At 36.1% G+C, this 24,886-nt stretch carries 21 protein-coding genes and 1 tRNA gene; 14 read left to right on the plus strand and 8 right to left on the minus strand.

Features of this window, described 5'->3' with window-relative positions; all coding sequences use genetic code 11:
* Positions 1 to 6 precede the first annotated feature (6 nt).
* The 3 genes from VZD24_RS04345 to VZD24_RS04355 all read right to left on the minus strand — a co-directional run bounded on the left by VZD24_RS04345 (position 7) and on the right by VZD24_RS04355 (position 2,247).
* On the minus strand, positions 7 to 924 hold the full coding sequence (locus VZD24_RS04345; RefSeq protein WP_342686763.1) for a cation diffusion facilitator family transporter: 918 nt from the start codon (positions 922 to 924) through the stop codon (positions 7 to 9).
* 9 nt (positions 925 to 933) lie between these two features.
* The gene (gene rpiB, locus VZD24_RS04350; protein ID WP_342686762.1) at positions 934 to 1,365 is read right to left on the minus strand and encodes a ribose 5-phosphate isomerase B; all 432 of its coding nucleotides are present in this window, start codon (positions 1,363 to 1,365) and stop codon (positions 934 to 936) included.
* Between the two features lie 642 nt (positions 1,366 to 2,007).
* On the minus strand, positions 2,008 to 2,247 hold the full coding sequence (locus VZD24_RS04355) for a putative signal transducing protein (RefSeq protein WP_342686761.1): 240 nt from the start codon (positions 2,245 to 2,247) through the stop codon (positions 2,008 to 2,010).
* A 154-nt stretch (positions 2,248 to 2,401) separates the two neighbouring features.
* On the opposite strand from VZD24_RS04355, the gene rnr reads away from it, so the two are divergent.
* Genes rnr through VZD24_RS04370 form a run of 3 tightly spaced genes read left to right on the plus strand, consistent with a single transcriptional unit; the run spans position 2,402 to position 6,086 of the window.
* Complete coding sequence (gene rnr, locus VZD24_RS04360) at positions 2,402 to 4,606, plus strand: ribonuclease R (RefSeq protein WP_342686760.1); 2,205 nt, start codon at positions 2,402 to 2,404, stop codon at positions 4,604 to 4,606.
* Between the two features lie 15 nt (positions 4,607 to 4,621).
* On the plus strand, positions 4,622 to 5,299 hold the full coding sequence (locus VZD24_RS04365) for a head GIN domain-containing protein (protein WP_342686759.1): 678 nt from the start codon (positions 4,622 to 4,624) through the stop codon (positions 5,297 to 5,299).
* Positions 5,300 to 5,345: 46 nt separating this feature from the next.
* Positions 5,346 to 6,086, plus strand: a complete 741-nt coding sequence (locus tag VZD24_RS04370) for a LysE family translocator (protein ID WP_279449590.1) — start codon at positions 5,346 to 5,348, stop codon at positions 6,084 to 6,086.
* Positions 6,087 to 6,194: 108 nt separating this feature from the next.
* Here the strand turns inward: VZD24_RS04370 and VZD24_RS04375 are convergent.
* Both VZD24_RS04375 and folB read right to left on the minus strand, forming a co-directional pair.
* Positions 6,195 to 6,265, minus strand: a tRNA-Cys gene (locus VZD24_RS04375).
* A gap of 95 nt (positions 6,266 to 6,360) precedes the next feature.
* Positions 6,361 to 6,717: a dihydroneopterin aldolase gene (folB, locus tag VZD24_RS04380; protein WP_279449589.1), complete on the minus strand. Its 357-nt coding sequence runs from the start codon at positions 6,715 to 6,717 to the stop codon at positions 6,361 to 6,363.
* A 108-nt stretch (positions 6,718 to 6,825) separates the two neighbouring features.
* Here folB and VZD24_RS04385 point away from each other — a divergent pair, with 108 nt between their 5' ends.
* From VZD24_RS04385 to VZD24_RS04400, 4 genes are all read left to right on the plus strand, one after another.
* Positions 6,826 to 8,505 (plus strand): glutamine--tRNA ligase/YqeY domain fusion protein, encoded by a 1,680-nt coding sequence (locus tag VZD24_RS04385; protein WP_342686758.1) that lies wholly within the window; start codon positions 6,826 to 6,828, stop codon positions 8,503 to 8,505.
* 168 nt (positions 8,506 to 8,673) lie between these two features.
* Positions 8,674 to 9,051, plus strand: a complete 378-nt coding sequence (locus VZD24_RS04390; RefSeq protein ID WP_279449586.1) for a YtxH domain-containing protein — start codon at positions 8,674 to 8,676, stop codon at positions 9,049 to 9,051.
* A gap of 1 nt (position 9,052) precedes the next feature.
* The gene (locus VZD24_RS04395) at positions 9,053 to 9,499 is read left to right on the plus strand and encodes a hypothetical protein (protein WP_279449585.1); all 447 of its coding nucleotides are present in this window, start codon (positions 9,053 to 9,055) and stop codon (positions 9,497 to 9,499) included.
* Positions 9,500 to 9,504: 5 nt separating this feature from the next.
* The gene (locus tag VZD24_RS04400) at positions 9,505 to 9,753 is read left to right on the plus strand and encodes a hypothetical protein (protein ID WP_342686757.1); all 249 of its coding nucleotides are present in this window, start codon (positions 9,505 to 9,507) and stop codon (positions 9,751 to 9,753) included.
* Between the two features lie 81 nt (positions 9,754 to 9,834).
* Here the strand turns inward: VZD24_RS04400 and VZD24_RS04405 are convergent, their stop codons facing one another.
* Positions 9,835 to 10,827, minus strand: coding sequence for an SPFH domain-containing protein (locus VZD24_RS04405; RefSeq protein WP_279449581.1), 993 nt, complete (start codon positions 10,825 to 10,827; stop codon positions 9,835 to 9,837).
* Positions 10,828 to 11,010: 183 nt separating this feature from the next.
* Entirely contained in the window at positions 11,011 to 12,549 is a 1,539-nt protein-coding gene (gltX, locus tag VZD24_RS04410; RefSeq protein WP_342686756.1) for a glutamate--tRNA ligase, read from the minus strand.
* A gap of 220 nt (positions 12,550 to 12,769) precedes the next feature.
* On the opposite strand from gltX, the gene VZD24_RS04415 reads away from it, so the two are divergent.
* From VZD24_RS04415 to VZD24_RS04430, 4 genes are all read left to right on the plus strand, one after another.
* Entirely contained in the window at positions 12,770 to 16,162 is a 3,393-nt protein-coding gene (locus tag VZD24_RS04415; protein WP_342686755.1) for a DUF4175 family protein, read from the plus strand.
* Positions 16,155 to 16,571 carry an rRNA maturation RNase YbeY gene (gene ybeY, locus VZD24_RS04420; RefSeq protein WP_342686754.1) on the plus strand — a complete coding sequence of 139 codons (417 nt, stop codon included), beginning with the start codon at positions 16,155 to 16,157 and terminating at the stop codon, positions 16,569 to 16,571. Before VZD24_RS04415 ends, ybeY begins: the two co-directional genes overlap by 8 nt.
* A gap of 110 nt (positions 16,572 to 16,681) precedes the next feature.
* Positions 16,682 to 18,553, plus strand: a complete 1,872-nt coding sequence (gene mnmG, locus VZD24_RS04425; protein WP_342686958.1) for a tRNA uridine-5-carboxymethylaminomethyl(34) synthesis enzyme MnmG — start codon at positions 16,682 to 16,684, stop codon at positions 18,551 to 18,553.
* An 83-nt stretch (positions 18,554 to 18,636) separates the two neighbouring features.
* The gene (locus VZD24_RS04430) at positions 18,637 to 19,482 is read left to right on the plus strand and encodes a class I SAM-dependent methyltransferase (protein ID WP_342686753.1); all 846 of its coding nucleotides are present in this window, start codon (positions 18,637 to 18,639) and stop codon (positions 19,480 to 19,482) included.
* Positions 19,483 to 19,624: 142 nt separating this feature from the next.
* Here VZD24_RS04430 and VZD24_RS04435 read toward each other — a convergent pair whose 3' ends face one another.
* Positions 19,625 to 20,779 (minus strand): DNA polymerase III subunit, encoded by a 1,155-nt coding sequence (locus tag VZD24_RS04435; protein WP_342686752.1) that lies wholly within the window; start codon positions 20,777 to 20,779, stop codon positions 19,625 to 19,627.
* Between the two features lie 149 nt (positions 20,780 to 20,928).
* On the opposite strand from VZD24_RS04435, the gene VZD24_RS04440 reads away from it, so the two are divergent.
* From VZD24_RS04440 to VZD24_RS04450, 3 genes are all read left to right on the plus strand, one after another.
* Entirely contained in the window at positions 20,929 to 22,116 is a 1,188-nt protein-coding gene (locus VZD24_RS04440; RefSeq protein WP_342686751.1) for a phosphoglycerate kinase, read from the plus strand.
* 187 nt (positions 22,117 to 22,303) lie between these two features.
* Positions 22,304 to 23,869 carry a lytic transglycosylase domain-containing protein gene (locus tag VZD24_RS04445; RefSeq protein ID WP_342686750.1) on the plus strand — a complete coding sequence of 522 codons (1,566 nt, stop codon included), beginning with the start codon at positions 22,304 to 22,306 and terminating at the stop codon, positions 23,867 to 23,869.
* Between the two features lie 21 nt (positions 23,870 to 23,890).
* Entirely contained in the window at positions 23,891 to 24,868 is a 978-nt protein-coding gene (locus VZD24_RS04450) for a DUF4837 family protein (RefSeq protein WP_279449567.1), read from the plus strand.
* Positions 24,869 to 24,886: the final 18 nt, after the last annotated feature.

The following is a 24,886-nucleotide window of genomic DNA, read 5'->3' on the forward strand; positions in this document are numbered from 1 at the left end:
ATAAAATCAATCTTGAACAATAATGTCTTTTGGGTCATCTTTTTGATGTTCGGGTTGAATGGTTACATGGTTTATTCCAAAATCGTGATACAGCAACTCTTCTACTTTTGCTAATACGGCGTCAAATTCTGAAAGGGTAAGATCATTATAAAAATCTATATGTGCTTCCAAATGTGTTTCCTGCTCGTTTAATTGCCAGATATGAATGTGATGCATATTTTTAATTTCTGGAATTTTACAAACTGCTTTATTAATTACTTCTAAATTTAAATCATCGGGTGTAAAAAGCATTAAAACTTTAAATGAACTCTTTAATAAATCGTACCCCATAATAAGTAAATAAAGCGCAATTAAAACGGTTAATAGGCTATCTACCCAATACCATTGATAAAATTGCATAAGCAAACCACCAATTAAAACAGCTACCGATGCTGCCATATCGGTAAACAAGTGCAAGTAGGCCGAGCGCATGTTCATATTGCTTTTTGAATCTTTATATAGAAGCAATACGCTAAACCCGTTAAAAACAATTCCTAAAATAGCCAGCCAAATAACGAGGCCGCTTTCAATTGGTTGCGGATTATAAAAGCGAATAACGGCTTCGTAAATTAGGTAAATTGCTACCACAATTAAGGTGGCCGAATTTACAAATGCAGCAATTATTTCGGCGCGTTTATATCCAAATGTTTTTGTAACCGAAGCATCCTTTTTTGAATATCTATCGGCTATATAACTTACCACCAAAGACAGAACGTCGCTAAAATTATGGAGCGCATCGGAGAGTAACGACAAACTTCCCGAAACCACTCCGCCAATTGCTTGTGCAAGTGTAATTCCTATATTTAAAAGAATGGAAAGTAAAAGTTTTTTCCCTTTTAAATCTGGATGCGAATGATCGTGTGAATGTACGTGCTTATGCGACATTGAAGCTGTTTATAAACAAGCTATTTTTTCTACGCGATTTTGGTGGCGACCCCCTTCAAATTCGGTATTTAAAAATGTTTTAACCATTTCCAAAGCTTGTGGTTTACTAGTAAATCTGGCCGGAATACTTAATACATTAGCATCGTTATGTTGGCGGGCGAGCGCAGTAATTTCTTTAGTCCAACATAAAGCAGAGCGTACTTTTTGGTGTTTATTAGCTGTCATATTTGCGCCATTTCCGCTTCCGCAGATGATAATTCCTAACTCTGCGTTTCCACTTTCAACATCTGCCGCAACGGGATGCACAAAATCTGGATAATCTACGCTCGATTCAGAGTCGGTTCCGTGGTTTATAACTGAGTGGCCTTCCTTTTCGAGAAAGGAAACAATTTCAAATTTATACGTTGTACCTGCGTGGTCGTTGCCGATGGAAATCTTCATGGTTTTAATTTTTTTTCAAAGATAATGAATTCGAATTCAGAAAATTTCTCCCACATTATATAATGCCATAAATTGTTAAAATAAATGCTCTTTTATAAAAAGCTACGCCTAGCGCCACAAATTAAAATTAACTTATTGGTTTTAAATAATTAATGATTTCTTAACCACAACTTCACATTACAGTTAACAACATTGTTGATATTTGTTAGCATAAATAACACAACTAAAATTGCACATGTAATTAAATTTTACAATAGGTTTTAATATTCTGGGAAACCAAATTTATAACTCATTTTTTACGGGGTACTTGTTAGCATCATTTTTTCAGTTTCAAACAATAATTTTCCAAAAACTTATAAAATTATAGGTGTGAAAATAGGTTGTTCACAGTTGTTAATTAGTATTTATATTCGCTTACAATCAAGGATATTAATTCTTAATTGTATGTTAATAACCTATTATTAAATAGCGATAATTAGATTTCAAAATAAAACTGCAAAAAGTTATTGTACATATTAACACCCTATAATCATCACTAATTTTTCTTTAATTAATTTAAAAAAAACAAATGATATATTAATGTATGTTGATAACATAAAAAATTTAGAGAAAATGAATTTGAAGAAAAGGTATTATTGAAAATTAAACTATTTTCAAATCTGAAGAAGAGTTTAAGTTAGCGATAATTTCTTCCGCTTGGGCCACATCGTCCAAATGAACTTGAAGTCTAATTCCGCCAATTGCATTTGAGTAAAAAGGAAAAACGCTAATCATGGTTTCATTTTCAAAAAAGTAACGTATTTCTTCCTGTTCAAACAAAAGCTGAAGTATTGCGTATTCCGCAGGATATTGAAAAATAGCTATGGTTTTAAAATGCTTCATTTAGAGTGTGCATTAGTTTGAATTTTTAAAAAATTAACCCTTACATTACAACATATCCAAGAAATTAATAACGTAACCAAGGTACTAAATCTTTCCTAATGTAAACACGTCATTCTATGAGAAGTAGTACATTTACCGAATTACAAAATTAAGTATGCCAAGAAATAAAAGAAAAAAGAAAACAAATAAAATTGAAAATCTTTCCCAAACCATATTAAACATTCTTCGGAAAGATCATTCGCAAGCATTCAACTACAAACAAATTGCCGCAAAATTACAATTGGACGATCCTAGCAGCAGAAATCAAATAATAAAAAAATTAAAGGTTTTGCAGGGCAAAGGAAGGATTCAAGAAATTGATCGCGGCAAATATATACTCACTCCTTCACAAAATTATTATACCGGAAAAGTAGATATAGCAGGCCGTGGCCAAGGATATATTATTGTTGAAGATTTAGAAGACGATATTTATGTAAGTAGTAAAAATCTCAACAAAGCTTTAAATGGCGATATTGTTGAAGTTTACGTATTTAAACGCAAAAAGGGAGGTAAAACTGAAGGGGAAGTAACCAAAATTGTAGAACGCAAACGAACCGAATTTGTGGGTACTATCCAAGTGCAGGAAAACTTTGCATTTGTTGAAGTTACCGATTATAAAATGTACACCGATATTTTTATTCCTAAGAACAAAATAAACGGAGCTAAAAATGGCGAGAAAGTACTGGTGGCAATGGAAGATTGGCCCGAAAAGGCAGACTCGCCTTTTGGAAGTGTGCTAAAGGTTCTGGGAATGCCAGGTGAGCACAATACCGAAATTCATTCTATTTTAGCACAATACGGACTCCCGTACGAATTTCCGCAGGAAGTAGAGGTTTTTGCCAATAAAATTGATACTTCAATTAAAGAATCGGAAATAAAAAAGCGGCGCGATATGCGCAAAGCTCTAACTTTTACCATAGATCCAAAAGATGCAAAGGATTTTGACGATGCTCTTTCATTTGAAATATTAGACAACGGCAACTACGAGGTAGGAATTCACATTGCAGATGTTTCACATTATGTAACCGCCGGAAACGAACTTGATGACGAAGCTTACGAGCGCGCAACATCGGTATATTTAGTAGATAGAGTAGTACCAATGTTACCGGAAATTCTTTCTAACAATGCATGTTCGCTGCGACCAAACGAAGAAAAATATACCTTTTCGGCAGTTTTTGAAATGAATAAAAAAGCCGAAGTTATAAATCAATGGTTTGGAAAAACGGTTACGTATAGCGATGCGCGTTTTGCTTATGAAGAAGCGCAACACGTAATAGAAAATCCAAAAGAGGAAATACATAAAATACCGTCAAATATTTCAATTACCGATAAGGAATATACGGTAAAACCGGAAATAGCACAGGCTATTTTACAAATGGATGCCATGGCAAAAAAGTTACGTACAAAACGTATGCGAGCCGGCGCAATTTCTTTTGACAAAGTTGAAGTAAAATTCATACTCGATAACAAAGGAAATCCAGAGGGTGTGTATTTTAAAGAAAGTAAAGATGCCAACAAAATGATTGAGGAATTTATGCTGTTGGCAAATAGGCGAGTAGCAGAATTTATAGGCAAGCAACAACCTAAAAAAACGTTTGTTTATCGTGTTCACGACGAACCGGATGATGAAAAAATTGCGGCTTTAGAAAATATAATTAAACGCTTTGGTTATAAATTAAACACAAAAGACCGTCATTCTACAGCCACTTCAATGAATAAACTTTTAAAGGATGTTCAAGGTAAAAAGGAACAGAATTTAATAGATACCTTGGCTATCCGGAGTATGAGCAAAGCCATGTACACTACCCATAATATAGGTCATTACGGCTTGGCATTTGATTATTATACACATTTTACTTCGCCAATTCGTAGGTATCCCGATGTTATGGTTCATCGCTTATTGCAGCATTATTTAGAAAATGGAAAATCTGCAAAAGAAGAAGAATACGAAGAAAAATGTGGCCATAGTAGCGATATGGAAAGTCTTGCTACCAATGCCGAGCGCGATAGCATAAAATACATGCAGATAAAATATATGCAGGATCATAAAGACGAAGCGTTTTTAGGGGTTATTTCGGGTGTTACCGAATGGGGAATATATATTGAAATTATCTCGAATAAATGCGAAGGAATGGTACGATTGCAAGATTTACAGGACGACCGTTACGAATTTGACAGAGATGAATTTGCCGTAATTGGCCAACGTACTAATAATATTTATAGACTTGGCGATGAAGTATATGTAAAAGTAAAAAATGCAGATCTGGTTAAGAAGCATTTAGATTTTACGATGTTAGGACATCAATTAGAGTCTAATTAAAACCAATTACTACTAATGAAAAAATTAATTTTTCTATTCACACTTTGTGTATCTGTGGTTTCATTTGCCCAACAGACTATGGAGGTTGGCGATTTTAACGAGGTAAAAGTTTTTGATCTTATTACGGTTAAACTTATTTCAGCTTCTAAAAATGAAGTAGTTGTTAGCGGAACCAATGCCGATTATGTAAAATTTATAAACGATAATGGAGTTTTAAAAATTAGAATGGAGCTGGAAGAACGCTTTGATGGAAATTCAACCGAGGTTGTGGTTTATTATAAAAATATTTCAGTTTTGGATGCCAACGAAGGTTCGTTTATATTTTCAGAAGAAGAAATAAAAGCCCCTTCATTAGAACTTAGAGTGCAGGAAGGTGCCAAAATAGCGGTACAAATTTCAACACAAAATCTAAATATAAAATCTGTTTCTGGTGGTATAATAGATGCCGAAGGAACAGCTAAACGTCAACAAGTTACTATAAATTCGGGAGGGGTTTACAATGCTGAAAATCTTATTTGTTCCCAGAGTGTGGTAAGCGTTACTGCAGGGGGTTATGCCACACTTTTTACAACTGATAGTATTGATGCCAAAGTAACTGCGGGAGGTTCTATAAAAATTTATGGCAACCCAAAAAATGTAAAAAAGAAAAGGCGTGCCGGCGGAAAAATTGAAATTGTAAAAAGTAATAATTAATTTTTTACCGTAATTGGGTAAAAGTAATTTGTATTTTTACAGTACTATGTTTGACGGTTTACTCTATGCTGCGTTTTATGGATTTCTATTGGCATTTGCCGTTGGCCCCGTTTTTTTTACGCTAATTGAAACGGCTATTACGAAAGGAATAAAAGCGGCTATTTTTTTTGATTTAGGAGCTATTTTTGCAGACGTTATCTTTATATTAATAGCTTTTTTCAGTACCAATAGAATTCTTGAAAAGGTTAAGCACGATCCGGGATTACTTATTTTCGGAGGTGCTATTTTAATTGCTTATGGCATAATTTCGTACATACGTACCAATCGTTCGGTTTTTAAAATTGTTAGAGAGCACTACGCTGTAAAAGTGAAAAAAAATCTCGGTGGATTATTTTTAAAAGGCTTTCTCTTAAACTTTGTAAACTTTGGCGTTTTAGCGGGATGGATTGGTACGCTAATTATGGCGAATGCCTTAACAACTTCGGACAATGGCGTTTTTCTATTTGTTTCAACTGTGTTGGCTGCTTTTTTTATTACAGACATTTTAAAAATGGTTTTAGCAAAAAGACTTAAAAATAAAATGACGCCACGCTTTATTTTTAAAACAAAAAAGTGGGTAAGTATATTAATTCTAGGTTTTGGAATTTTATTACTCATTCAAGGTATTTTTCCAAAAGGGGTTGAAGCAGGATTAAATAGAATTCCTAATAAGCAGCGGCCTATTGAACATTCCATTCCTCCTGTTGATGGTACTTTGGAAAATGCCCCCAACCAGCTGGAAAAATAATTTAAAAACTGTATAAATTACGTTTGTCTTGAATATACGTTTCCGGCGCCCAATGGTTTTTGAAACTTGTAATAAAAAAACCCCAACAAAAAGTTGAGGTTTTATTAGAGGTATCGAGCGGATTCGAACCGCTGTAGCAGCTTTTGCAGAGCTGAGCCTAGCCACTCGGCCACGATACCAAATTCCTGCCAAGGCGGGAAATTCTTGAGGTTTTTTCTCAGAATGACTGCAAATGTAAAAAAATTAAACGTAAAATTGCCATTAAAAAAGTAAATTACCTTTTGCTTTTCATCGTAACACTTACTTCTGCAACATCGCCGCCAATAGGCGGATTCTTTTTAGCGACGGTTACTTTTACTTGGTTTACCATTTCAATTTTTAAAAGTATGGAATCTATTATACGTTTTGCCACGTGTTCTAAAAGCTTGGCGCGTACTGCCATTTCATCTCTTACTATTTTTTGCAATAGTACGTAATCTACGGTATCCTGAAGTTCATCAGTAATCGAGGCATTTTTTAAATTGGCTTTTACCGATAGATTTACCAAATAATCTGAACCTATTTTTCCTTCTTCAATTAAACACCCATGAAAGGCATAAATTTTTATGTTTTTTAAACGAATCGTTCCCATGGAATTAGTTTTCGCAAAGATACTTTTTTATTTATTTGGTTACCTTTGTACCACTTAAATTGAAAGCATTATTTACAAGACGGTATTCGTCTTTAAATCAATAAAAATATGACAAACGAAGCCACACCGCTAAATTTTATAGAGCAAATAATTGAAGATGATCTTAGCAAGGAATATACAAAAGAACAATTGTGCTTCCGATTTCCACCAGAGCCCAATGGTTATCTGCACATTGGCCACGCGTCATCAATCTGCTTAAATTTTGGTTTGGGCGAACGTTATAGCGCCCCGGTTAACCTTCGTTTTGACGATACCAATCCGGCAAAGGAAGAACAGGAATTTGTAGATGCCATTAAGCACGATATTTCGTGGTTGGGCTATACCTGGGCAACCGAATGTTATGCTTCAGATTATTTTCAGCAGTTGTACGATTGGGCGGTTGCACTTATAAAAGACGGAAAGGCGTATGTAGATTCGCAAACTTCCGAAGCAATCGCAGAACAAAAAGGCACCCCGAATACGGTGGGAAAAGCAAGTCCGTACCGCAATCGTTCAGTTGCTGAGAATTTAGAGTTGTTCGAAAAAATGAAAAATGGCGAAACCAAGGAAGGTGAGCACGTGCTGAGAGCCAAAATAAACATGGAATCGCCAAATATGTTAATGCGCGATCCGGTTATGTACCGAACACTTTTTAAAAATCATCATCGTACAGGCACAGATTGGCGAATTTTCCCGATGTACGACTGGACACATGGCGAGAGCGATTATATAGAACAGGTATCGCATTCTTTCTGTACACTCGAATTTCTGCCCCATAGAGAGCTTTATGACTGGTTTCTGGACCAAGTAGTCGATCCAAAGAAATTACGCCCTAAACAGCGTGAATTTGCGCGTAGAAATTTAAGTCATACACTCGTTAGTAAACGAAAACTCGCTCATTTGGTAAGCAGTGGTGTGGTTACAGGTTGGGACGATCCGCGTATGCCAACAATTTCAGGATTGCGCCGAAGAGGATACACGCCAGAATCTATAAAAAATTTCGCAGAAAGTATTGGCGTAGGAAAGCGCGAAAATTTAATTGATGTTTCGCATTTAGAATTCAATGTTCGCGAAGATTTAAATAAAAAAGCACCGCGAATAATGGTGGTTTTAGATCCCGTAAAATTAATAATAGATAACTATCCGGAGGGTAAAACCGAAATGTTGGAGGCCGAAAATAATCAGGAAGACGAAAGTGCAGGGTTTCGCGAAGTGCCCTTTTCAAGAGAATTATTAATAGAAAGAGAGGATTTTAAAGAAGAAGCAAACCGCAAATTTTTTCGTTTAACCATTGGTAAAGAAGTGCGATTAAAAAACGCGTATATTATAAAAGGCGAAAGCGTTGTAAAGGATGCCGATGGAAACATTACCGAAATACATTGCACCTATGATCCTGACAGTAAAAGTGGCAGCGGATCTGAAGCCTCGCTACGCAAGGTAAAGGGTACGTTACATTGGGTTTCTGAGCCACACGCATTGCCAGTTGAAGTTAGGCTGTACGACCGCCTTTTTACTGTTCCTTCACCCGATGCCGACAAAGAAAAAGATTTTATGGGTTTCATAAACCCAGATTCCTTACAAACAATCACTGGATATGCAGAACCGTCTGTAGCGCAATCAAAAAGTGAGGATAAATTTCAATTTCAACGGTTGGGATATTTTGTGGTAGATCGCGATTCTACTTCAGAAAAGTTAGTTTTTAATCGGACCGTACCCTTACGCGACTCTTGGGCAAAATTGAGTGAATAATTAACATTATTTCGGCAAAATCTGGCATATTTTAAGAGGATTTGGCTATAATTTTTTCTTTTTGTGATAAATTTAGGTATTGAAAATTAACTATTAACCGGTTGTTAACAATATGCTGAATGGCCGTTACTTACCTTTGAGGATATTAACTAATAAAAACACAAAAAAATGGCATCAAATACAGGTCAAACACTTCTTGCATTAATTACTGGAGCAGCTATTGGAGCTGGTTTAGGAATTCTTTATGCACCGGACAAAGGGTCTAAAACAAGAGACAAATTAAGCAAAGAAGCCAAAAAGGCTCAAAAGCAATTAAACCAACAATATCAAGAAACCACTAGCAATCTAACCGAAAGAGCACAAAAAGCAAGAGTAAGTTTTGAGCAAAAACTAAACGAAACTTTATCATCAGCAAGCTATAAAGCAGACGATATTTTGTTAGCTATGGAAGATAAATTGGAGGCATTGAGAAAGCAAAATGCAAAATTACAGATGGATGCTACCATCGATAAAACGAAAGCAAAAGCCAAAAAAGCAACATCATAATATGGCATTTAGTAGCCTTAAGGAAAGTCTAAATCAGGTAGCCGACAGAATAGAGGATTACAGCGTAAGCACGGCGGAGTACTATAAACTTCGCCTGTTTAAATCTACTATGAAGGGCGCCATCGCATTGGTAAATTTGCTCGTTTACGGTAGTTTATCACTTTTTGTGATGCTTTTTATTTCTATCGGGGCGGCTTTTTGGCTGGGAACTTTCTTTGAACATCATTATGTAGGTTTTCTATTAATTGGCGCATTTTACGGAATAATCCTTATTTTCATGTTTATTTATGGCAGGAAAATAATTGAGCGCAATTTGCTTCATAAATTCTCCAGTTTATTATATGACGAAGACGAATTGGAACCTAGAAAAGCAGCCGAAAACGAATTGACAAATTATCAAGAAACTCTACAGGAAGAGCAGGCTAGGAGCGAAAATTTTTCAAATTAAAACGAATGAAGCGATACACTACTTTTGAAGAAATAGATAGAGATTTAAAATACCTTCGTCTAAAATTACAAATAGATTTAGAAGAAGTTAAGCTCGGTTTAACCCAAAGTAGGGAAACAATAAGCGAAACATTTTCGCCAATAAACCTAATTGCAAATACATTTGGAGCCATAATAAAGCGAGCATTTGTTTTAAAAGTGGTGGATAAATTAATTGGTATAAAACCGGTGAAAAAGAAAGAATACAACGATTAATATTTAAATATAAATATTATTATAAAACAAGAGCGTCCTTTAAAATTTTAAAGAACGCTCTTGTTTTACACGTTTTGCTAGTTAATAATTTAAATCTTCCCCTTCTTCGGGTCGTGGCGGGGTTTGTCTTTTAGGCCGTTTTTTCATTACAATTCCTTTTTCCAAGTTTTTTTTCTTCATTTCTTCACCTATCTGGTTGCTTGCTACAAAGGAGGCAATCATATTATTCAACATTTCGCTACCTGCTTGTGGAGAATTTGGCAGTAAAATAAGGTTTGTATTGGTTTCTTCACCAATAGATTGTAGGGTATCGTAATGTTGAGTAACTACAATCAATGCCGAAGCTTCCTGCGAATTAATACCTACATTGTTTAATACATCTACACTTTCTTCTAAACCACGTGCAATTTCGCGGCGTTGATCTGCAATACCTTGACCCTGTAAACGTTTACTTTCCGCTTCTGCACGAGCTTTTGCAACAATCTTAATTCGTTCGGCTTCTGCTTCAAATTCAGCGGCAACTTTTTCTCGTTCTGCCGCGTTAATACGGTTCATTGCAGCTTTTACTTGTATATCCGGATCAATATCAGTAACAAGGGTTTTAATTATATCGTAACCATATGTGCTCATGGCTTCGTTTAATTCGGCTTTTACGGCAATTGCAACATCGTCTTTTCTCTCAAAAACGTCATCCAGTTTCATTTTTGGAACTTCTGCTCGCACCACATCAAAAACGTAGGATGTAATTTGGTCGTGTGGATTTTCCAACTTGTAAAATGCATCGTACACCTTTTGTTCCAACACCTGAAACTGTACCGAAATCTTTAACCGTACAAAAACATCGTCCTTCGTTTTTGTTTCAACGATAACATCTAATTGCTGAATTTTTAAATTAATGCGTCCGGCAATTCGATCTATTAAAGGTATTTTTAATTGTAATCCAGAATGCCGAATACTCTGAAATTTTCCAAATCTTTCTACTATTGCAGCCGTTTGTTGTTTCACGGTAAAAAAACTTGCAAATAGAATAAACAAGCCTATTATTAAAATTGGTACTAAAATAAACCCTCCCATACTTCTTTAAATTTTTAATTATTGAATGTGGAAGATACGAAATTAAAGCAATTTTAGGCGTCTAATATTTTTGGTAACTAAGTATTTGCTAACAGATTATTTGGTGTGTGTCTGCGCGCGAATTTAAGCGAGCAAGCTGTAATTACGCGCATTCCTATCATTAAATAGAGTTGAAAAAGAAGTTTAAGAAATATGATTAATTGCTTTTTCAATTCGGGAAATACTTTCTTTTTTCCCTAAAATTGAAATTATATCGAAAACTTCTGGGCCTTTCATTTCACCCACCAACGCCAAACGCAGTGGCATCATCACTTTTCCAAATCCAATATTTTCTGAAGTAATCCAGCCTTTTACACTTTCGGAGAGATTTGTTGCGGAAAAATCGTCAGTAGTGTTTAAGATTGAAATAACCTGTTTTAATATACCTGGAGTTTCAGGTTTAAAAGCTTTATCGGAGGCTTTTGCATCGTATGTTGTGGGGGCAACAAAAAAGAAACTTCCCTGTTCCCAAAGGTCGCTTACGAATGTTGCACGCTCTTTTAAAAGGGAGACGATCTTTATCCATGTTTCTGTTGATGGTTGTGACAGAGCATTGCCTTGTTTCAGTAATGATAATTTGCTTAAATATTTTTCAAATTCATTTGCCAATACTGAATCATCAACCATTTGAAGGTATTGATGTTGAAACCATTTGGTTTTTTCGGGATCAAACTTGGCACCGGCTTTATGCACACGTTCCAGTTCAAAGGCAGAAACCAATTCGTTTAAATTAAAAATTTCTTGCTCGGTTCCTGGATTCCAGCCTAAAAAGGCTAACATATTTACAACGGCTTCGGGCAGATAACCATCTTCGCGATAGCCGGAAAATAAATCGCCTTCTGCAGTTTTCCATTCCAAAGGAAATACAGGGAAACCCATTTTATCGCCATCGCGTTTGCTGAGTTTTCCGTTGCCAGTTGGTTTTAAAATCAGCGGCAAATGCGCAAATTGCGGGGCATTCCAACCAAAAGCGCGGTATAACAAAACGTGCAGTGCCAATGACGGTAACCACTCTTCGCCTCGGATTACGTGGGTAATTTTCATTAAATGGTCGTCCACAATGTTGGCTAAATGATAGGTTGGCATACCGTCGCTTTTAAACAAAACTTTATCGTCCAGCACATTGGTTTCTACTTGCATGCCGCCACGAATAAGATCGTTTAAATAGAGCGTTTCATCCTCAGGCGATTTAAACCGAATTACAAATTCGTCGCCATTTGCTATTTTTTGTTGTGTTTCTTCCGCAGAAAAAGTGAGTGAATTTTTTAGCTTTAAACGGTTATGCCAATTGTAAATGAAGGTTTTTCCATTAGCTTCATGTTCTTTACGGTGTGCGTCAAGTTCTTCGGGAGTATCAAAAGCGTAATACGCATTGCCAGAATTTATCAAAGTATCGGCGTATTCTTTATAAATATTCTTGCGTTCACTTTGTCTGTATGGACCGTAGTTTCCTTCTTTCCTGGGGCCTTCGTCGTAGGGTATCTGCAACCAATTTAAAGCTTCAATAATATAAGTCTCGGCACCTTCCACAAAACGATTTTGATCTGTATCTTCAATTCGCAAAAGGAAATCGCCTCCGTGCTTTTTCGCAAATAAATAGTTGAATAGGGCAGTACGAACACCACCAATATGTAGGGGACCAGTTGGACTTGGGGCAAAACGCACCCGAACTTTTTGAGACATAATATTACATTAATTTTATAAGCTGCAAAGGTACAATTATGCTCGGGTTTTTTAAAGTCATTGCACGTCGGGGTTTTGTGTTTTTTTGGATTGATTATTGCAGCGTGGCAAGACCAGAATATTATTGTATTTTTAGCTTCTTATTTCAGGGTTTTAAACCTTGTAATGGTACATACAGATGTAAAACACTACGGGTGAAACTCCTGTTTTCACAAAAACTATGAGCACTTTTAACATCATCCAGCAAAAACTGGAAGAATTTATTAAGAAATACTACACCAATGAGCTTATAAAGGGAGCTATCCTTTTTTTTGCCATTGGCCTGCTGTATTTGCTTATAACGTTGCTCGTTGAGTATTTTCTGTGGCTCAATCCCACTGGAAGACGCATACTGTTTTGGGCATTTGTAATTGTTGAAATAGGATTGTTTGTTCGCTTTATTGCCTTCCCGCTAGCAAAACTTTTTAAACTCCAAAAAGGAATTGATTACGAAGTAGCCTCAAAAATAATTGGGAACCATTTTCCGCAGGTAAACGATAAATTGCTCAATGTAATTCAGTTAAATCAAAACCAACGTGAAAGTGAATTGCTAGCTGCAAGTATTGACCAAAAGGCTATTGAGCTACAACCTATTCCTTTTAAAAGCGCGGTAAATTTTAAAAAAAACGCCAAATATTTAAAATACGCGGCCATCCCTATCTTTGTGTTTTTGGCTTTTAGTCTTTTAGGTGGAACAGATATTTTTTCGAGTAGTTATAAACGCGTAGTGCATTATGACACTGCTTTTGAGCCACCCGCACCTTTTGCTTTTATAGTGTTGAACGAAAACTTAAATGCGGTTGAAAACAAACCATTCAACTTAAAAATTCGCACTCAAGGCACAGCTATTCCAGAGAATGCTAGCATCAATTATAATGGCGAAACCTATTATATGCAGCAAACTGCTCCCGGTTTTTTCGAATACACTTTTCAACAACCCTCGGAAAGGGTTCTTTTCAATTTAAAGGCCAATAAGGTGAATTCTCGCACTTATAGTTTAGACGTCGTAAAAACTCCGTCGCTGCTTAATTTTGAAATGGTTTTGGATTATCCTCATTATACCGGAAAAAAAGATGAAACTTTAAAAAGTACGGGAAATGCTACTGTTCCCGAAGGCACAAAGGTTAAATGGAACGTGGCTACCAAGAACACAGAAATGGTTACGTTAAAAACAGCAGATACTTCTTTTTCATTTTCGGCGAACGGAGCGAAGTTTAATATTGAAAAGAATATTTACAATAAATTAGATTATGCTATTACCACTTCCAATGAAAAATTGAAGGATTATGAAAATCTCGCCTTTACTTTAAATGTTGTAAAGGATCAATTTCCCGAAATAGATGTGCAGTCAAAACAAGATAGCACCGATAGCCAGCGAGTTTTATTTTTAGGTCAGATTTCAGACGATTATGGACTTACAAAATTACAATTGGTCTATTACCCCATTGGAGAAGAAAAGCAGGCTAAAAAGCAACTTTTACCGCTTAAAGCAACAAATTTTGATCAATTTACCTTTGTATTTCCAGGAGCATTGAACTTAGAAGAAGGAGTTGCCTACGAATACTATTTTGAAGTTTTTGACAACGATGCTATCCATCATTACAAATCTTCAAAATCGGGTGTTTTCTCATTCAGAAAGCTTACCAAGGCTGAACTGGAGGAAGAACAACTGCAAAATCAACAAAACGCTATAAAGGGGTTGGATAAATCTTTAGAAGAATTTAAGGACCAACGACAAACCTTAGAGGAACTTTCGCGTACTCAAAAGGAAAAAAATCAACTTAATTACAATGACAAAAAGAAGCTTGAAAATTTCCTAAAACGTCAGAAGCAGCAAGAGGAAATGATGAAGAATTTTTCAAAGGAATTAAAAGAGGAGCTTCAAAATTTTCAGCCGGAAAAGGAAGAAAAAGATTCATTTAAAGAAGAACTGGAAAAACGATTGGATGAAAATGAAGAGCAATTAAAGGAGAATGAAAAATTGCTCGAAGAATTGGAAAAAGTACTTGAAAAAATACAAAAGGAAGAGTTAACGGATAAACTTGAAAAGCTCTCGAAGCAAAATAGAAACCAAGAAAAAAATCTAGATCAATTACTGGAATTAACTAAGCGCTATTATGTTGAAAAGAAAGCGGAGAAATTGGCCGAACAATTATATGAGTTAGGTGAGGAACAGGAAAAACTTGCAGAAAAACCTGTCGAGGAAAATACAAAAGAAGCGCAAGAGGAATTAAACAAAAAGTTCGAAGAACATAAAAAGCAAGCGGAAGAGCTTCAAAAGGAAAATGAAGATTTAAAGAAGCCTTTAGATATTCCTAAAGATAAAGTTGGAGAGCAACAAGTTGATGAGGAGCAAAAAAAGGCCACCGAAAAATTAAAGGAAAAGAATCCCACCGAAGCCGGAAAGAATCAAAAAAAGGCTGGACAAAAAATGAAGCAGATGGGTAAGTCTATGCAAATGCAAATGAAATCCGGCCAAATGGAATCTATAGATGAAGATGTAAAAATGCTGCGACAAATTGTGGATAATCTCGTTGTATTTTCTTTTCAGCAAGAAGATTTGATGGAAGTATTTAAAAAGATTGAATACGGTAACCCAATTTTTGGTAAAAAGTTAAATATCCAAAACGATCTTAAAACTAATTTTGAGCATATAGACGACAGTTTGTTTTCACTGTCGCTACGACAGCCGCTGCTTGGAACCCAAATAAATTCGTCGTTGACTGAAATACAGTATAATATAGATAAATCTTTAGACAGGCTTGCGCAGAATCAAACGCGACAAGGCATTGGTAATCAGCAATATACAATCACTGGCGCCAATGATTTAGCGGTTTTGTTAAGTGATATTTTAAGCAATATGCAAATGCAATTATCTATGGCCATGGGTTCCGGTTCTGGAAAAGGTATGCCGAGCCCCGGCGCTGGAAGTGGGCAGGGATTTCAATTACCAGACATCATCAAAAAGCAAGAGAGTTTAAGTGAACAAATGAAAGACGGAATGGAGAAAGGTGAAAAGGGTTCCAAAGGTGAAGGAAAGGGTAAGGGAGAAGGCAAAGGTGAAGGAGATGGTACTGGGGATGGAAAGGGTGAAAACGGTAATAATGGATCTGAGGGTGAAAAGCAAGGGGAAGGTGAAAATGGCAAAGGCGATAGCGAAAGGATGAATGGTGAGTTGTATGAAATTTATAAGCAACAACAAGATTTGAGACAACAACTACAAAATATACTCAGCAAGGAAGGTTTAAAAGGAAATGGTGGAAATCTTTTAAAAAAGATGGAAGGGATAGAACAGCAACTTTTAGATAAAGGGTTTAATGAGAACACGCTTCAACAAATGCAAAACTTAAAGTATGAATTGTTAAAGTTAGACAAGGCTGCTTTTGAACAGGGACAGGAAAATAGGAGGGAATCAAAGACCAATAAACGAGAGTATCGTAATCCTATTCAGCTAGCTCCCGATGATATAAAAAAATACTTTAATACTACTGAAATTTTAAATCGGGAGGCATTACCTTTGCGGCAAGATTACAAAAATAAAGTACAGGAATATTTTAAAGAAGCTAATGATTGAGTTTAATTTTGAAACCGATTTTACGTTAGATAATTCTAAGAAACTACGAAATTGGATTTCTAAAGTAATAATTGCTGAAGGGTTTGAAGTGGGTGAGATTTTATATATTTTTTGTGATGATGAATATTTACACAAACTAAATATTGAATTTTTAAATCACGACACGCTAACGGATATTTTGAGTTTCGATTATTGTCTCGGCAAACAAATAAATGGAGAAATTTATATTTCTGTTGAACGTGTAGCGGATAATGCTGCAGATTTTAAAGCTGAGTTTGCCGACGAATTAAATCGGGTAATTATTCATGGCATTTTACATTTCTGTGGTTATTTGGATAAAACCAAAGAGGAAGTAGTCCAAATGCGAAATAAGGAAGATGAGGCTCTGCAATTACTCCTCAAAATGTAAACCCAATAATCTGGATTAAACAATTAATAATAAGATAATTGTTGTAATTTTGCACCCCCAAAAAAATTAGTTTATATAAGATGTTCCACGTGGAACAATTAAGGAAGAATATGTTTCAAGAAAAGTATGATGTAATTGTGGTAGGTGCGGGGCATGCGGGATCTGAAGCCGCTGCCGCTGCTGCGAACATGGGTTCCAAAACCCTGTTAGTTACCATGAACTTACAAACTATTGCTCAAATGAGTTGCAATCCGGCTATGGGAGGAATTGCTAAAGGGCAAATTGTGCGGGAAATTGATGCAATGGGAGGTTACAGCGGTATTGTTTCTGATAAGACGGCCATTCAGTTTAAAATGCTCAATAAATCTAAAGGTCCGGCTATGTGGAGTCCGAGAGTTCAAAGTGATCGCATGCGATTTGCCGAAACTTGGAGATTGATGTTGGAAAGTACACCAAATTTAGATTTTTATCAAGAAATGATCTCTGGCATAATCGTAGAAGATGGTATTATAAAAGGCGTTAGAACATCACTTGGTTTAACAATTGAAGGCAAAAGTGTAGTACTTACAAATGGTACCTTTTTAAACGGACTAATTCATATTGGTGAAAAACAGTTTGGTGGTGGACGTGCGGGCGAAAAGGCTTCAACCGGAATTACAAAAGACTTAATCGATTTAGGATTTGAAGCGGGTAGAATGAAAACAGGTACCCCACCGAGGGTTGATGGTCGCTCTTTGGATTTCTCAAAAATGATAGAGCAACCCGGAGATGAAATTCCTGAGAAATTTTCTTATTCGGATAAAACCACTACGTTGAAAAATCAGCGTTCTTGCCATATGAGCTACACCAGTTTGGATGTGCATGATATTTTGCGTGAAGGGTTTAACAGATCTCCAATGTTTAATGGATCTATTCAAAGTTTGGGTCCTCGCTATTGCCCTTCCATTGAAGATAAAATTAATCGATTTGCCGATAAAGACAGGCATCAACTTTTTGTAGAACCTGAAGGTTGGGATACGGTAGAATATTATATAAATGGATTTTCAACTTCCTTGCCAGAAGATATTCAGTTTAAAGCCTTAAGAAAAGTTGCGGGCTTTGAAAACGTAAAATTTTTCCGGCCTGGGTATGCTATTGAGTACGATTATTTCCCGCCAACACAATTAAAACATACACTTGAGACCAAATTGGTTTCAGGACTGTATTTTGCTGGCCAAATTAATGGTACCACTGGGTATGAAGAAGCTGCTTCGCAAGGATTAATGGCCGGTATAAATGCACACCTAAAAGTACGTGAAATGGAACCCTTTATTTTACAACGTAACGAAGCATATATTGGTGTTTTAATTGACGATCTTATTACAAAAGGAACGGAAGAACCTTACCGTATGTTTACATCGCGTGCAGAATATAGAACATTACTTAGACAGGACAATGCAGACTTTAGATTAACCCCAAAATCTTTTGAAATTGGATTGGCGGGTGAAGAACGTATGCGGAAAATGGAGGAAAAGAAAAGGAAATCTAGTGCATTTGTACAGTTTTTTAAAGATACAAGTGTTGCCCCAGAAGAAATGAATCCAATTTTTCAGGCACGTGAATCTGCTTTAGTCCAGCAGAGCGATAAAATGTTTAAATTCTTTTCGCGTCCAGAAATTACAATGGAGGATATGAGGGGTATTGGTTCGGTGGCAAAATATATTTCAGAGAACGATTTGGATGATGAAATGATTCAACAAACAGAAATCCAAGTAAAGTATTCTGGCTATATAGCCAAGGAAAGGAATAATGCCGATAAATTGAACAGGCTCGAAGGTTTAAAGATTCCTGCTTCATTTGACTATTCAAAATTAAAATCACTCTCGTACGAAGCAAGAGAGAAACTTTCAAAAATTAAACCAGCTACAGTTTCACAGGCCTCGAGAATAAGTGGTGTTTCTCCAAATGATGTTTCCGTGCTTCTTGTATATATGGGGCGTTAACAATGTTGTTTCACGTGGAACATATTACCTTGTCTGTAAAATCTAGCTTTAAACTTCATAAAAATAAATAAGCTTTTCTTATTTTGAAAAATCGCGCAAACATTTACGTATCGGTAAAGGATTACTTAGTCTCTGGTGAAAAGTTTGATTTACTTCTAGATGAAAACTTGGGCTTATTAAAAACCTCTCCACAACCAAAAGTAGAAAATCTTTCTAAATATTATGAAAGCGACCAATATATTTCACATACCGATGAGAAGAGTGGATTGTTTGCAAGTTTGTATCAATTGGTAAAAAAATGGTCGCTAAAAAACAAAACAAAATTAATACGCAATCAAAATGGCAGTGTTGGCTCTTTGTTGGATGTTGGCGCAGGAACCGGTGATTTTTTAAAAGTAGCGAAAGACAATGGTTGGAAAGTCAATGGAACGGAACCAAATACAAACGCTTTAAATTTAGCATCGAAAAAAGGAATTAGTTTAAAAGCCAATTTAACTGAATTTGATGGAGAACAATTTGATGTTGTAACGCTTTGGCATGTATTGGAGCATGTGTTGGATTTAGATGAAACAATAGAAACTTTGGCAAAATTGGTAAAGCCCAGTGGCACTTTAATTATTGCAGTCCCAAATTTTAAAAGTTATGATGCTAAGTATTACGGAAAATATTGGGCAGCTTTTGATGTGCCCAGACACCTTTGGCATTTTTCAAAACATTCAATAATAAAACTATTTGAAACTAATTTTCAACTGCAGAAAATTAAACCAATGATTTTCGATTCATTTTATGTGAGTTTACTTTCCGAAAAATATAAAACAGGAAATGCATTTTCAGTGAAAGCAATTTGGATCGGATTATTGTCAAATTTCAAAGGAATGAGCACCAAGGAGTATTCTTCGCACATTTACTGCTTCAAAAGAATAAAATAAGCTATTTAAAGCCTTTTTAAGCCCTATTTCACGATTTATGCACAAACATCTTATTCAATTTATAAAATTTGCTGTAACGGCCTAATAATGAGTCATTTTCAATAGGTATCAATTATGATAAACCTATTAAAATAGATTCTGTCTATACTAGTTCTTTTTTATGAATTAATCGAGTTAACTTAATGGAAAGATCGGTGAAGATTATTTTTGCATTTCCATTTCGCTCAATGTGGTAAGTGGCTTCTTCTAAAGCAGCAATAATTTCAAAAATATTATTTTGATGCACAAAGGGCGCAAATTTAGATATAGAAAACGAACTGTCATTCGCTTCAAAATATAAAAGAGACTTTGCCCCATAATTAGCTAATAACGCTTCGCGAAATAGCTCTATACAATAAGTTAAGAATTTTTTCTGGGTTTCGCGTCCCGCTCCCGCTAAATCGTCACTCCAGTTTAACAAATTGTTTATGGCAGTTTTATTCCCTTTGGCTCTAAACGCAGTTCGTACCCAGCTTATAAACCATTTTTCGAATATTTCATCATCACCAGTGTCGTCTAGCAATAATAATGCATTATTATAGTCTCCCCGTGCCCTGCGAGCCGTTTGAACGGCCAATGGTTCACTTATTTGTAGGTTACTAATTAAAGATTCAGAAATATCGGCTTCCGATAACAGAGGAAAGGTTAGTTTTTGGCATCGCGATTTAATCGTAGTTAGTATTTGTTCTTCTTTTTCGGTTAAAAGTAGCAGCACGGTCTTGTCATTCGGCTCTTCTACCAGCTTTAATATTTTGTTGGCACATTCACCGTTCATATTGTCTGCCATCCAAATAATCATCACTTTATAGTCACCCTCGTATGCCTTAAGCGATAATTTTTTTGAAATACTTTCTGCCTCGTACTTGCTGATGTTTCCTTGCTTATTCTCAATTCCAAGACTTTGCAACCATTCAAAAAGTGAAGCATATGGATTCTTAAGGACGAAATTGCGCCATCCTTCGGCGTAATTGTCCGAAATAGCATTCGTTTTTACATAATCGCTAGTGTTTACAGGATATACAAAATGCAAATCTGGATGCGTTAATTTTGAAACTTTGTTTTTGCACGCAAGTTGGGCTGCGCTCCCTACGGAATATTTACTGCATAAAATGGCCGAAGCATAAGCAATGGCCATAGGCAACAATCCACTGCCGTTAACTCCCGAAAACAGCTGGGCGTGCGGAATTCTGCCATTTTCAATAGTTTTTAAGAGATGCGATTTTATATGCTCGTGGCCTATTACTTCTGAAAAATCCATTCGCAAATCTAATCAATTTAATACTTACTTTATGATTGAAATATCTATTGAAAAAATAGATTTTTATAAATAGAATGACATTTTGGATTACGCTTCCAAAGACATTTTAATCGTTAAAAAAAGTATATTTGCAGCCTAAATTTATATAGATGAAAACTGTAAACGACATAAATTTTAAAAACAAGAAAGCGTTAATAAGAGTAGATTTTAATGTACCGTTAAACGATGATTTCAAAGTTACCGACGTTACCCGGATACGCGCCGCTAAACCTACCATTTTGAAAATTCTGGAGGACGGTGGAAGTTGTGTTTTAATGTCGCATTTGGGCAGACCCAAAAACAGAGAATCTGAATTTTCATTGCAGCACATAATTAAACCATTGTCTGAAATTTTAGGAGTGCAGGTAAAATTTGTGGATGATTGCGTAGGGCCAAATGTTGAAGAAGCGGTAACCAGTTTAAAATCTGGCGAAATTTTATTGCTCGAAAACCTACGTTATTACAATGATGAAACAAATGGTGATCAGGATTTTGCCGAAAAGCTTTCAAAATTTGGAGACATTTACGTAAATGATGCATTTGGAACTGCACACCGCGCACATGCTTCAACAGCGATTATAGCCCGATTTTTTGAGGAAAATAAATGTTTCGGATTATTGTTGGCTTCAGAAATAGAAAATGTAAAAAAAGTGCTGGAATCCAATGAAAAGCCAGTAACAGCTATTATAGGCGGTGCCAAGGTTTCTTCAAAAATTACAATAATTGAAAATATTCTCGATAAAATAGACCATTTAATCATTGGCGGAGGAATGGCTTTCACATTTATAAAAGCACAAGGTGGAAAAATTGGAAATTCGTTGGTAGAAGACGATAAGCAAGAGCTGGCCCTCGAGATTTTAAAATTGGCAAAAAACAAACACGTGGAAGTTCATCTACCTGTTGATGCTATTATTGCCGATAGTTTTTCGGGAACAGCCAATACCAATGTTTCAGACATAAAAACAATTCCCGATGGTTGGATGGGGCTGGATGTAGGACCCGAAACAAACCAGATTTTTGCGCAGGTACTGCTAAACTCCAAAACTATTTTATGGAACGGTCCCGTAGGTGTTTTTGAAATGGATAAGTTTGCCGAAGGCACTAAAGCGCTAGGAAAAAATATTGCCAAAGCAACCGAAAAAGGCGCATTTTCTTTAGTAGGTGGTGGCGATTCTGTAGCGGCTGTCCAACAATTTAATCTGTCGGATAGTGTAAGTTACGTATCTACAGGTGGGGGTGCAATGTTGGAAATGTTGGAAGGAAAAACATTGCCCGGTATAAAAACATTGTTGCAGTAAAAGTTAAATATCACAATATTAGGCATTTGAGTGTAAAATTTGCGTAATTTCGCGAAATCATTAAATTTGATAAAATTTTTTAATCAAAAATGCGTTACCATTTTTGACTACTATAAGGCCAGATGCTTTATTTTAGGAGTAATAATCAGGCGAATTTACTAAAATCCCCAAATACAATTAATAGCTGATGAAACTAAGTACAAACCTTCCATTTATACTGTTGCTAGCCTGCGGTATGAGTTTTGCACAACAAGGTAAAAAGCAGAATAAAAAGCTTCAAACAAAGGAAATTCAGGTTATTGATTCTATTAAAGTAACCAGAATTTCTGAAGAATTACCTACTTCTGTAGTGGCAACTTCTATTAAAGATAGTATAGTTTTTGACTTAAAGGATATGGCATTGGCTCGTAAAAAGGACAGCTTATGGCTAAAGGAACTTTACAAGTCTGATCTTTTCGATGATTTTTACAACAGCGTTGCCAATCAGAATTTTGACCCTGTTGATTATGACGAGCTACCCACAGAAGTACTCAAGCAACGTTTAAAAGAGTTAGATGCGCGCACTCCGTTTAAGGTGGAGTATAACCCCTCTTTAGAAAGTGTAATCAAACAATATTTAAAAAATCGTCGCAGAGGTTTGGAACGCTTAATGGGGCTTAGTGAATATTACTTTCCATTATTTGAACAAGAATTAGACAAACATAATTTGCCGCTAGAATTAAAATATTTAGCCGTAATTGAATCAGCTTTAAACCCAAAGGCTCAATCTAGAGTAGGTGCTACGGGGCTTTGGCAGTTTATGTTTCCTACCGGAAAAATGTTTGGATTAGATGTAAGTTCCTATGTAGATGAGCGCTCAGATCCATATCTGGCAACCGAAGCCGCCTGTAAATATTTAAAAAGCTTAAACAACAGTTTTAACGATTGGGATTTGGCACTTGCAGCCTATAATTCGGGTCCTGGGAATGTTTCAAAAGCAATACGTCGTTCTGGTGGAATGACAAATTACTGGAGCCTGCGCAATTATCTTCCACGTGAAACTGCTGGCTATGTACCTGCGTTTTTGGCCACTATGTATATTTTTGAATATGCACAAGAGCACGGCTTTAAAAAACAATCTGCGAGGATACCTTTTGTAGCTACAGACACCATTCGCGTTAAACAACAGATTACTTTAGATCAAGTTGCAAAACTCACCAATCTTGATAGAGAAGAACTTGAATTTCTTAATCCTGCATATAAACTAGGCATTATTCCTGTTATAAAAAATGAAAATTACGTGTTGCGTTTACCGCTTACTGCCGTAGGAACTTTTGTAACCAACGAAAATGCAATTTATACCTTTGCACAGGAAGAGCAGGAAGAAGCCGAAAAACCACTGCCCGAATTATTTGAACAGCCTGAAAAACTGCGTTATCGTGTAAAAAGAGGCGATTATTTGGGTAGAATTGCCGAACGCTATGGAGTTGGGGTTAGCCAAATAAAAAAATGGAATGGCATGCGCAGCAACACTTTAAGGGCGGGTCAGAATTTAATAATATACCCAAGAAAAAGTGTTCAAGACATTGCAAGTAACTCAGCAGTTCAGGGCAGTAATTCTTCAGAAAAAACGTACACAGTCCGGAATGGTGATTCTTTGTGGAGTATTTCTCAAAAATTTCCTGGAGTTTCAGTCCAAAATATCAAAAAATGGAACGATATTAGTGGTACTAACTTAAAGCCTGGAACTAAACTAAAAATACACAAAGGATAGTTCCCTAAAAACATCCTTTAAATGAAACTATTTACCATTGCATTGTTATCGCTTTTTGTTGCATTTACTTCTTGCAATAATAGCGGCGCCAAAGACAAATCTCTTGTTCCCGATTCTGTAGGAAACATTAATGTGCTTCAAATAATTACTCCTAACGATTTATGGAATGGAGTGGTGGGTGAAGCCATTCGGAATAATTTTGCAGCTCCCACAGACGGTCTTCCACAGGACGAACCGCTTTTTTCAATGAATCAAATGCCGCCTGAAGCCTTTACCGGTTTTGCCCGTAGCAACAGGCTATTTTTATATGTGGTTTTGAGTGAAGAAGATAAAGTAACTATCGCCACCAATGAATATGCCAAGCCACAAATTGGAGCCATAATAAAAGCTTCTTCCGAAGAAAAATTGGTGGAGCTTATCAATAAAAATGCTGCCCAGATAATTGAAAACTTCCACCAATCTGAAATAAAGGAAAGGCAACGCAGAACCGCTATTTCGTTAATGAAAACCGATTCGCTTAAAAAAGCTATGGGCGTTACGATGCAAATCCCCAGTGCTTATAGAATTGCGAAAGCTACTGACAGTTTTTTCTGGATGCGGAAAGATTTAAAGGATGGAACAACAAACATTTTGGTATATCAAGTTCCTCTTTCAATGATCAACAACGACAGCACTGCCGTGGGCGACATCATTAAAATACGCGATTCTATTGGCAGCAAACTGCTTCCTGTGGAAGACGATGGCCAATTTGTTACCGAAGATGCCTATGCTCCGTATCTTTTCACAACAAAAATTGATGGTAAATTTGCTTATGAAACCAAAGGTACTTGGGAAGTAAAGGACGATTGGATGGGCGGACCCTTTGTAAACTACGCCGTTCGCGACGAAAAAAATAACCGCTATTTAATATTGGAAGGATTTACCTACGCCCCCGCGGTGTCAAAAAGAGATCTTCAATTTGAACTGGAATCTATATTGAATTCTGCTAAAATTGAATAACAAGAAATAATAGAGTTT

Origin of the sequence: Aequorivita flava, assembly GCF_038742595.1 — a bacterium.
Taxonomy (GTDB): Bacteria; Bacteroidota; Bacteroidia; order Flavobacteriales; family Flavobacteriaceae; genus Aequorivita; species Aequorivita marisscotiae.

Coding starts and splice junctions, on each gene's coding strand:
- VZD24_RS04345 (WP_342686763.1), bottom strand. CDS start 924: ATGTCGCATAAGCACGTACATTCACACGATCATTCGCATCCAGATTTA.
- rpiB (WP_342686762.1), bottom strand. CDS start 1,365: ATGAAGATTTCCATCGGCAACGACCACGCAGGTACAACGTATAAATTT.
- VZD24_RS04355 (WP_342686761.1), bottom strand. CDS start 2,247: ATGAAGCATTTTAAAACCATAGCTATTTTTCAATATCCTGCGGAATAC.
- rnr (WP_342686760.1), top strand. CDS start 2,402: ATGCCAAGAAATAAAAGAAAAAAGAAAACAAATAAAATTGAAAATCTT.
- VZD24_RS04365 (WP_342686759.1), top strand. CDS start 4,622: ATGAAAAAATTAATTTTTCTATTCACACTTTGTGTATCTGTGGTTTCA.
- VZD24_RS04370 (WP_279449590.1), top strand. CDS start 5,346: ATGTTTGACGGTTTACTCTATGCTGCGTTTTATGGATTTCTATTGGCA.
- folB (WP_279449589.1), bottom strand. CDS start 6,717: ATGGGAACGATTCGTTTAAAAAACATAAAAATTTATGCCTTTCATGGG.
- VZD24_RS04385 (WP_342686758.1), top strand. CDS start 6,826: ATGACAAACGAAGCCACACCGCTAAATTTTATAGAGCAAATAATTGAA.
- VZD24_RS04390 (WP_279449586.1), top strand. CDS start 8,674: ATGGCATCAAATACAGGTCAAACACTTCTTGCATTAATTACTGGAGCA.
- VZD24_RS04395 (WP_279449585.1), top strand. CDS start 9,053: ATGGCATTTAGTAGCCTTAAGGAAAGTCTAAATCAGGTAGCCGACAGA.
- VZD24_RS04400 (WP_342686757.1), top strand. CDS start 9,505: ATGAAGCGATACACTACTTTTGAAGAAATAGATAGAGATTTAAAATAC.
- VZD24_RS04405 (WP_279449581.1), bottom strand. CDS start 10,827: ATGGGAGGGTTTATTTTAGTACCAATTTTAATAATAGGCTTGTTTATT.
- gltX (WP_342686756.1), bottom strand. CDS start 12,549: ATGTCTCAAAAAGTTCGGGTGCGTTTTGCCCCAAGTCCAACTGGTCCC.
- VZD24_RS04415 (WP_342686755.1), top strand. CDS start 12,770: ATGAGCACTTTTAACATCATCCAGCAAAAACTGGAAGAATTTATTAAG.
- ybeY (WP_342686754.1), top strand. CDS start 16,155: ATGATTGAGTTTAATTTTGAAACCGATTTTACGTTAGATAATTCTAAG.
- mnmG (WP_342686958.1), top strand. CDS start 16,682: ATGTTTCAAGAAAAGTATGATGTAATTGTGGTAGGTGCGGGGCATGCG.
- VZD24_RS04435 (WP_342686752.1), bottom strand. CDS start 20,779: ATGGATTTTTCAGAAGTAATAGGCCACGAGCATATAAAATCGCATCTC.
- VZD24_RS04440 (WP_342686751.1), top strand. CDS start 20,929: ATGAAAACTGTAAACGACATAAATTTTAAAAACAAGAAAGCGTTAATA.
- VZD24_RS04445 (WP_342686750.1), top strand. CDS start 22,304: ATGAAACTAAGTACAAACCTTCCATTTATACTGTTGCTAGCCTGCGGT.
- VZD24_RS04450 (WP_279449567.1), top strand. CDS start 23,891: ATGAAACTATTTACCATTGCATTGTTATCGCTTTTTGTTGCATTTACT.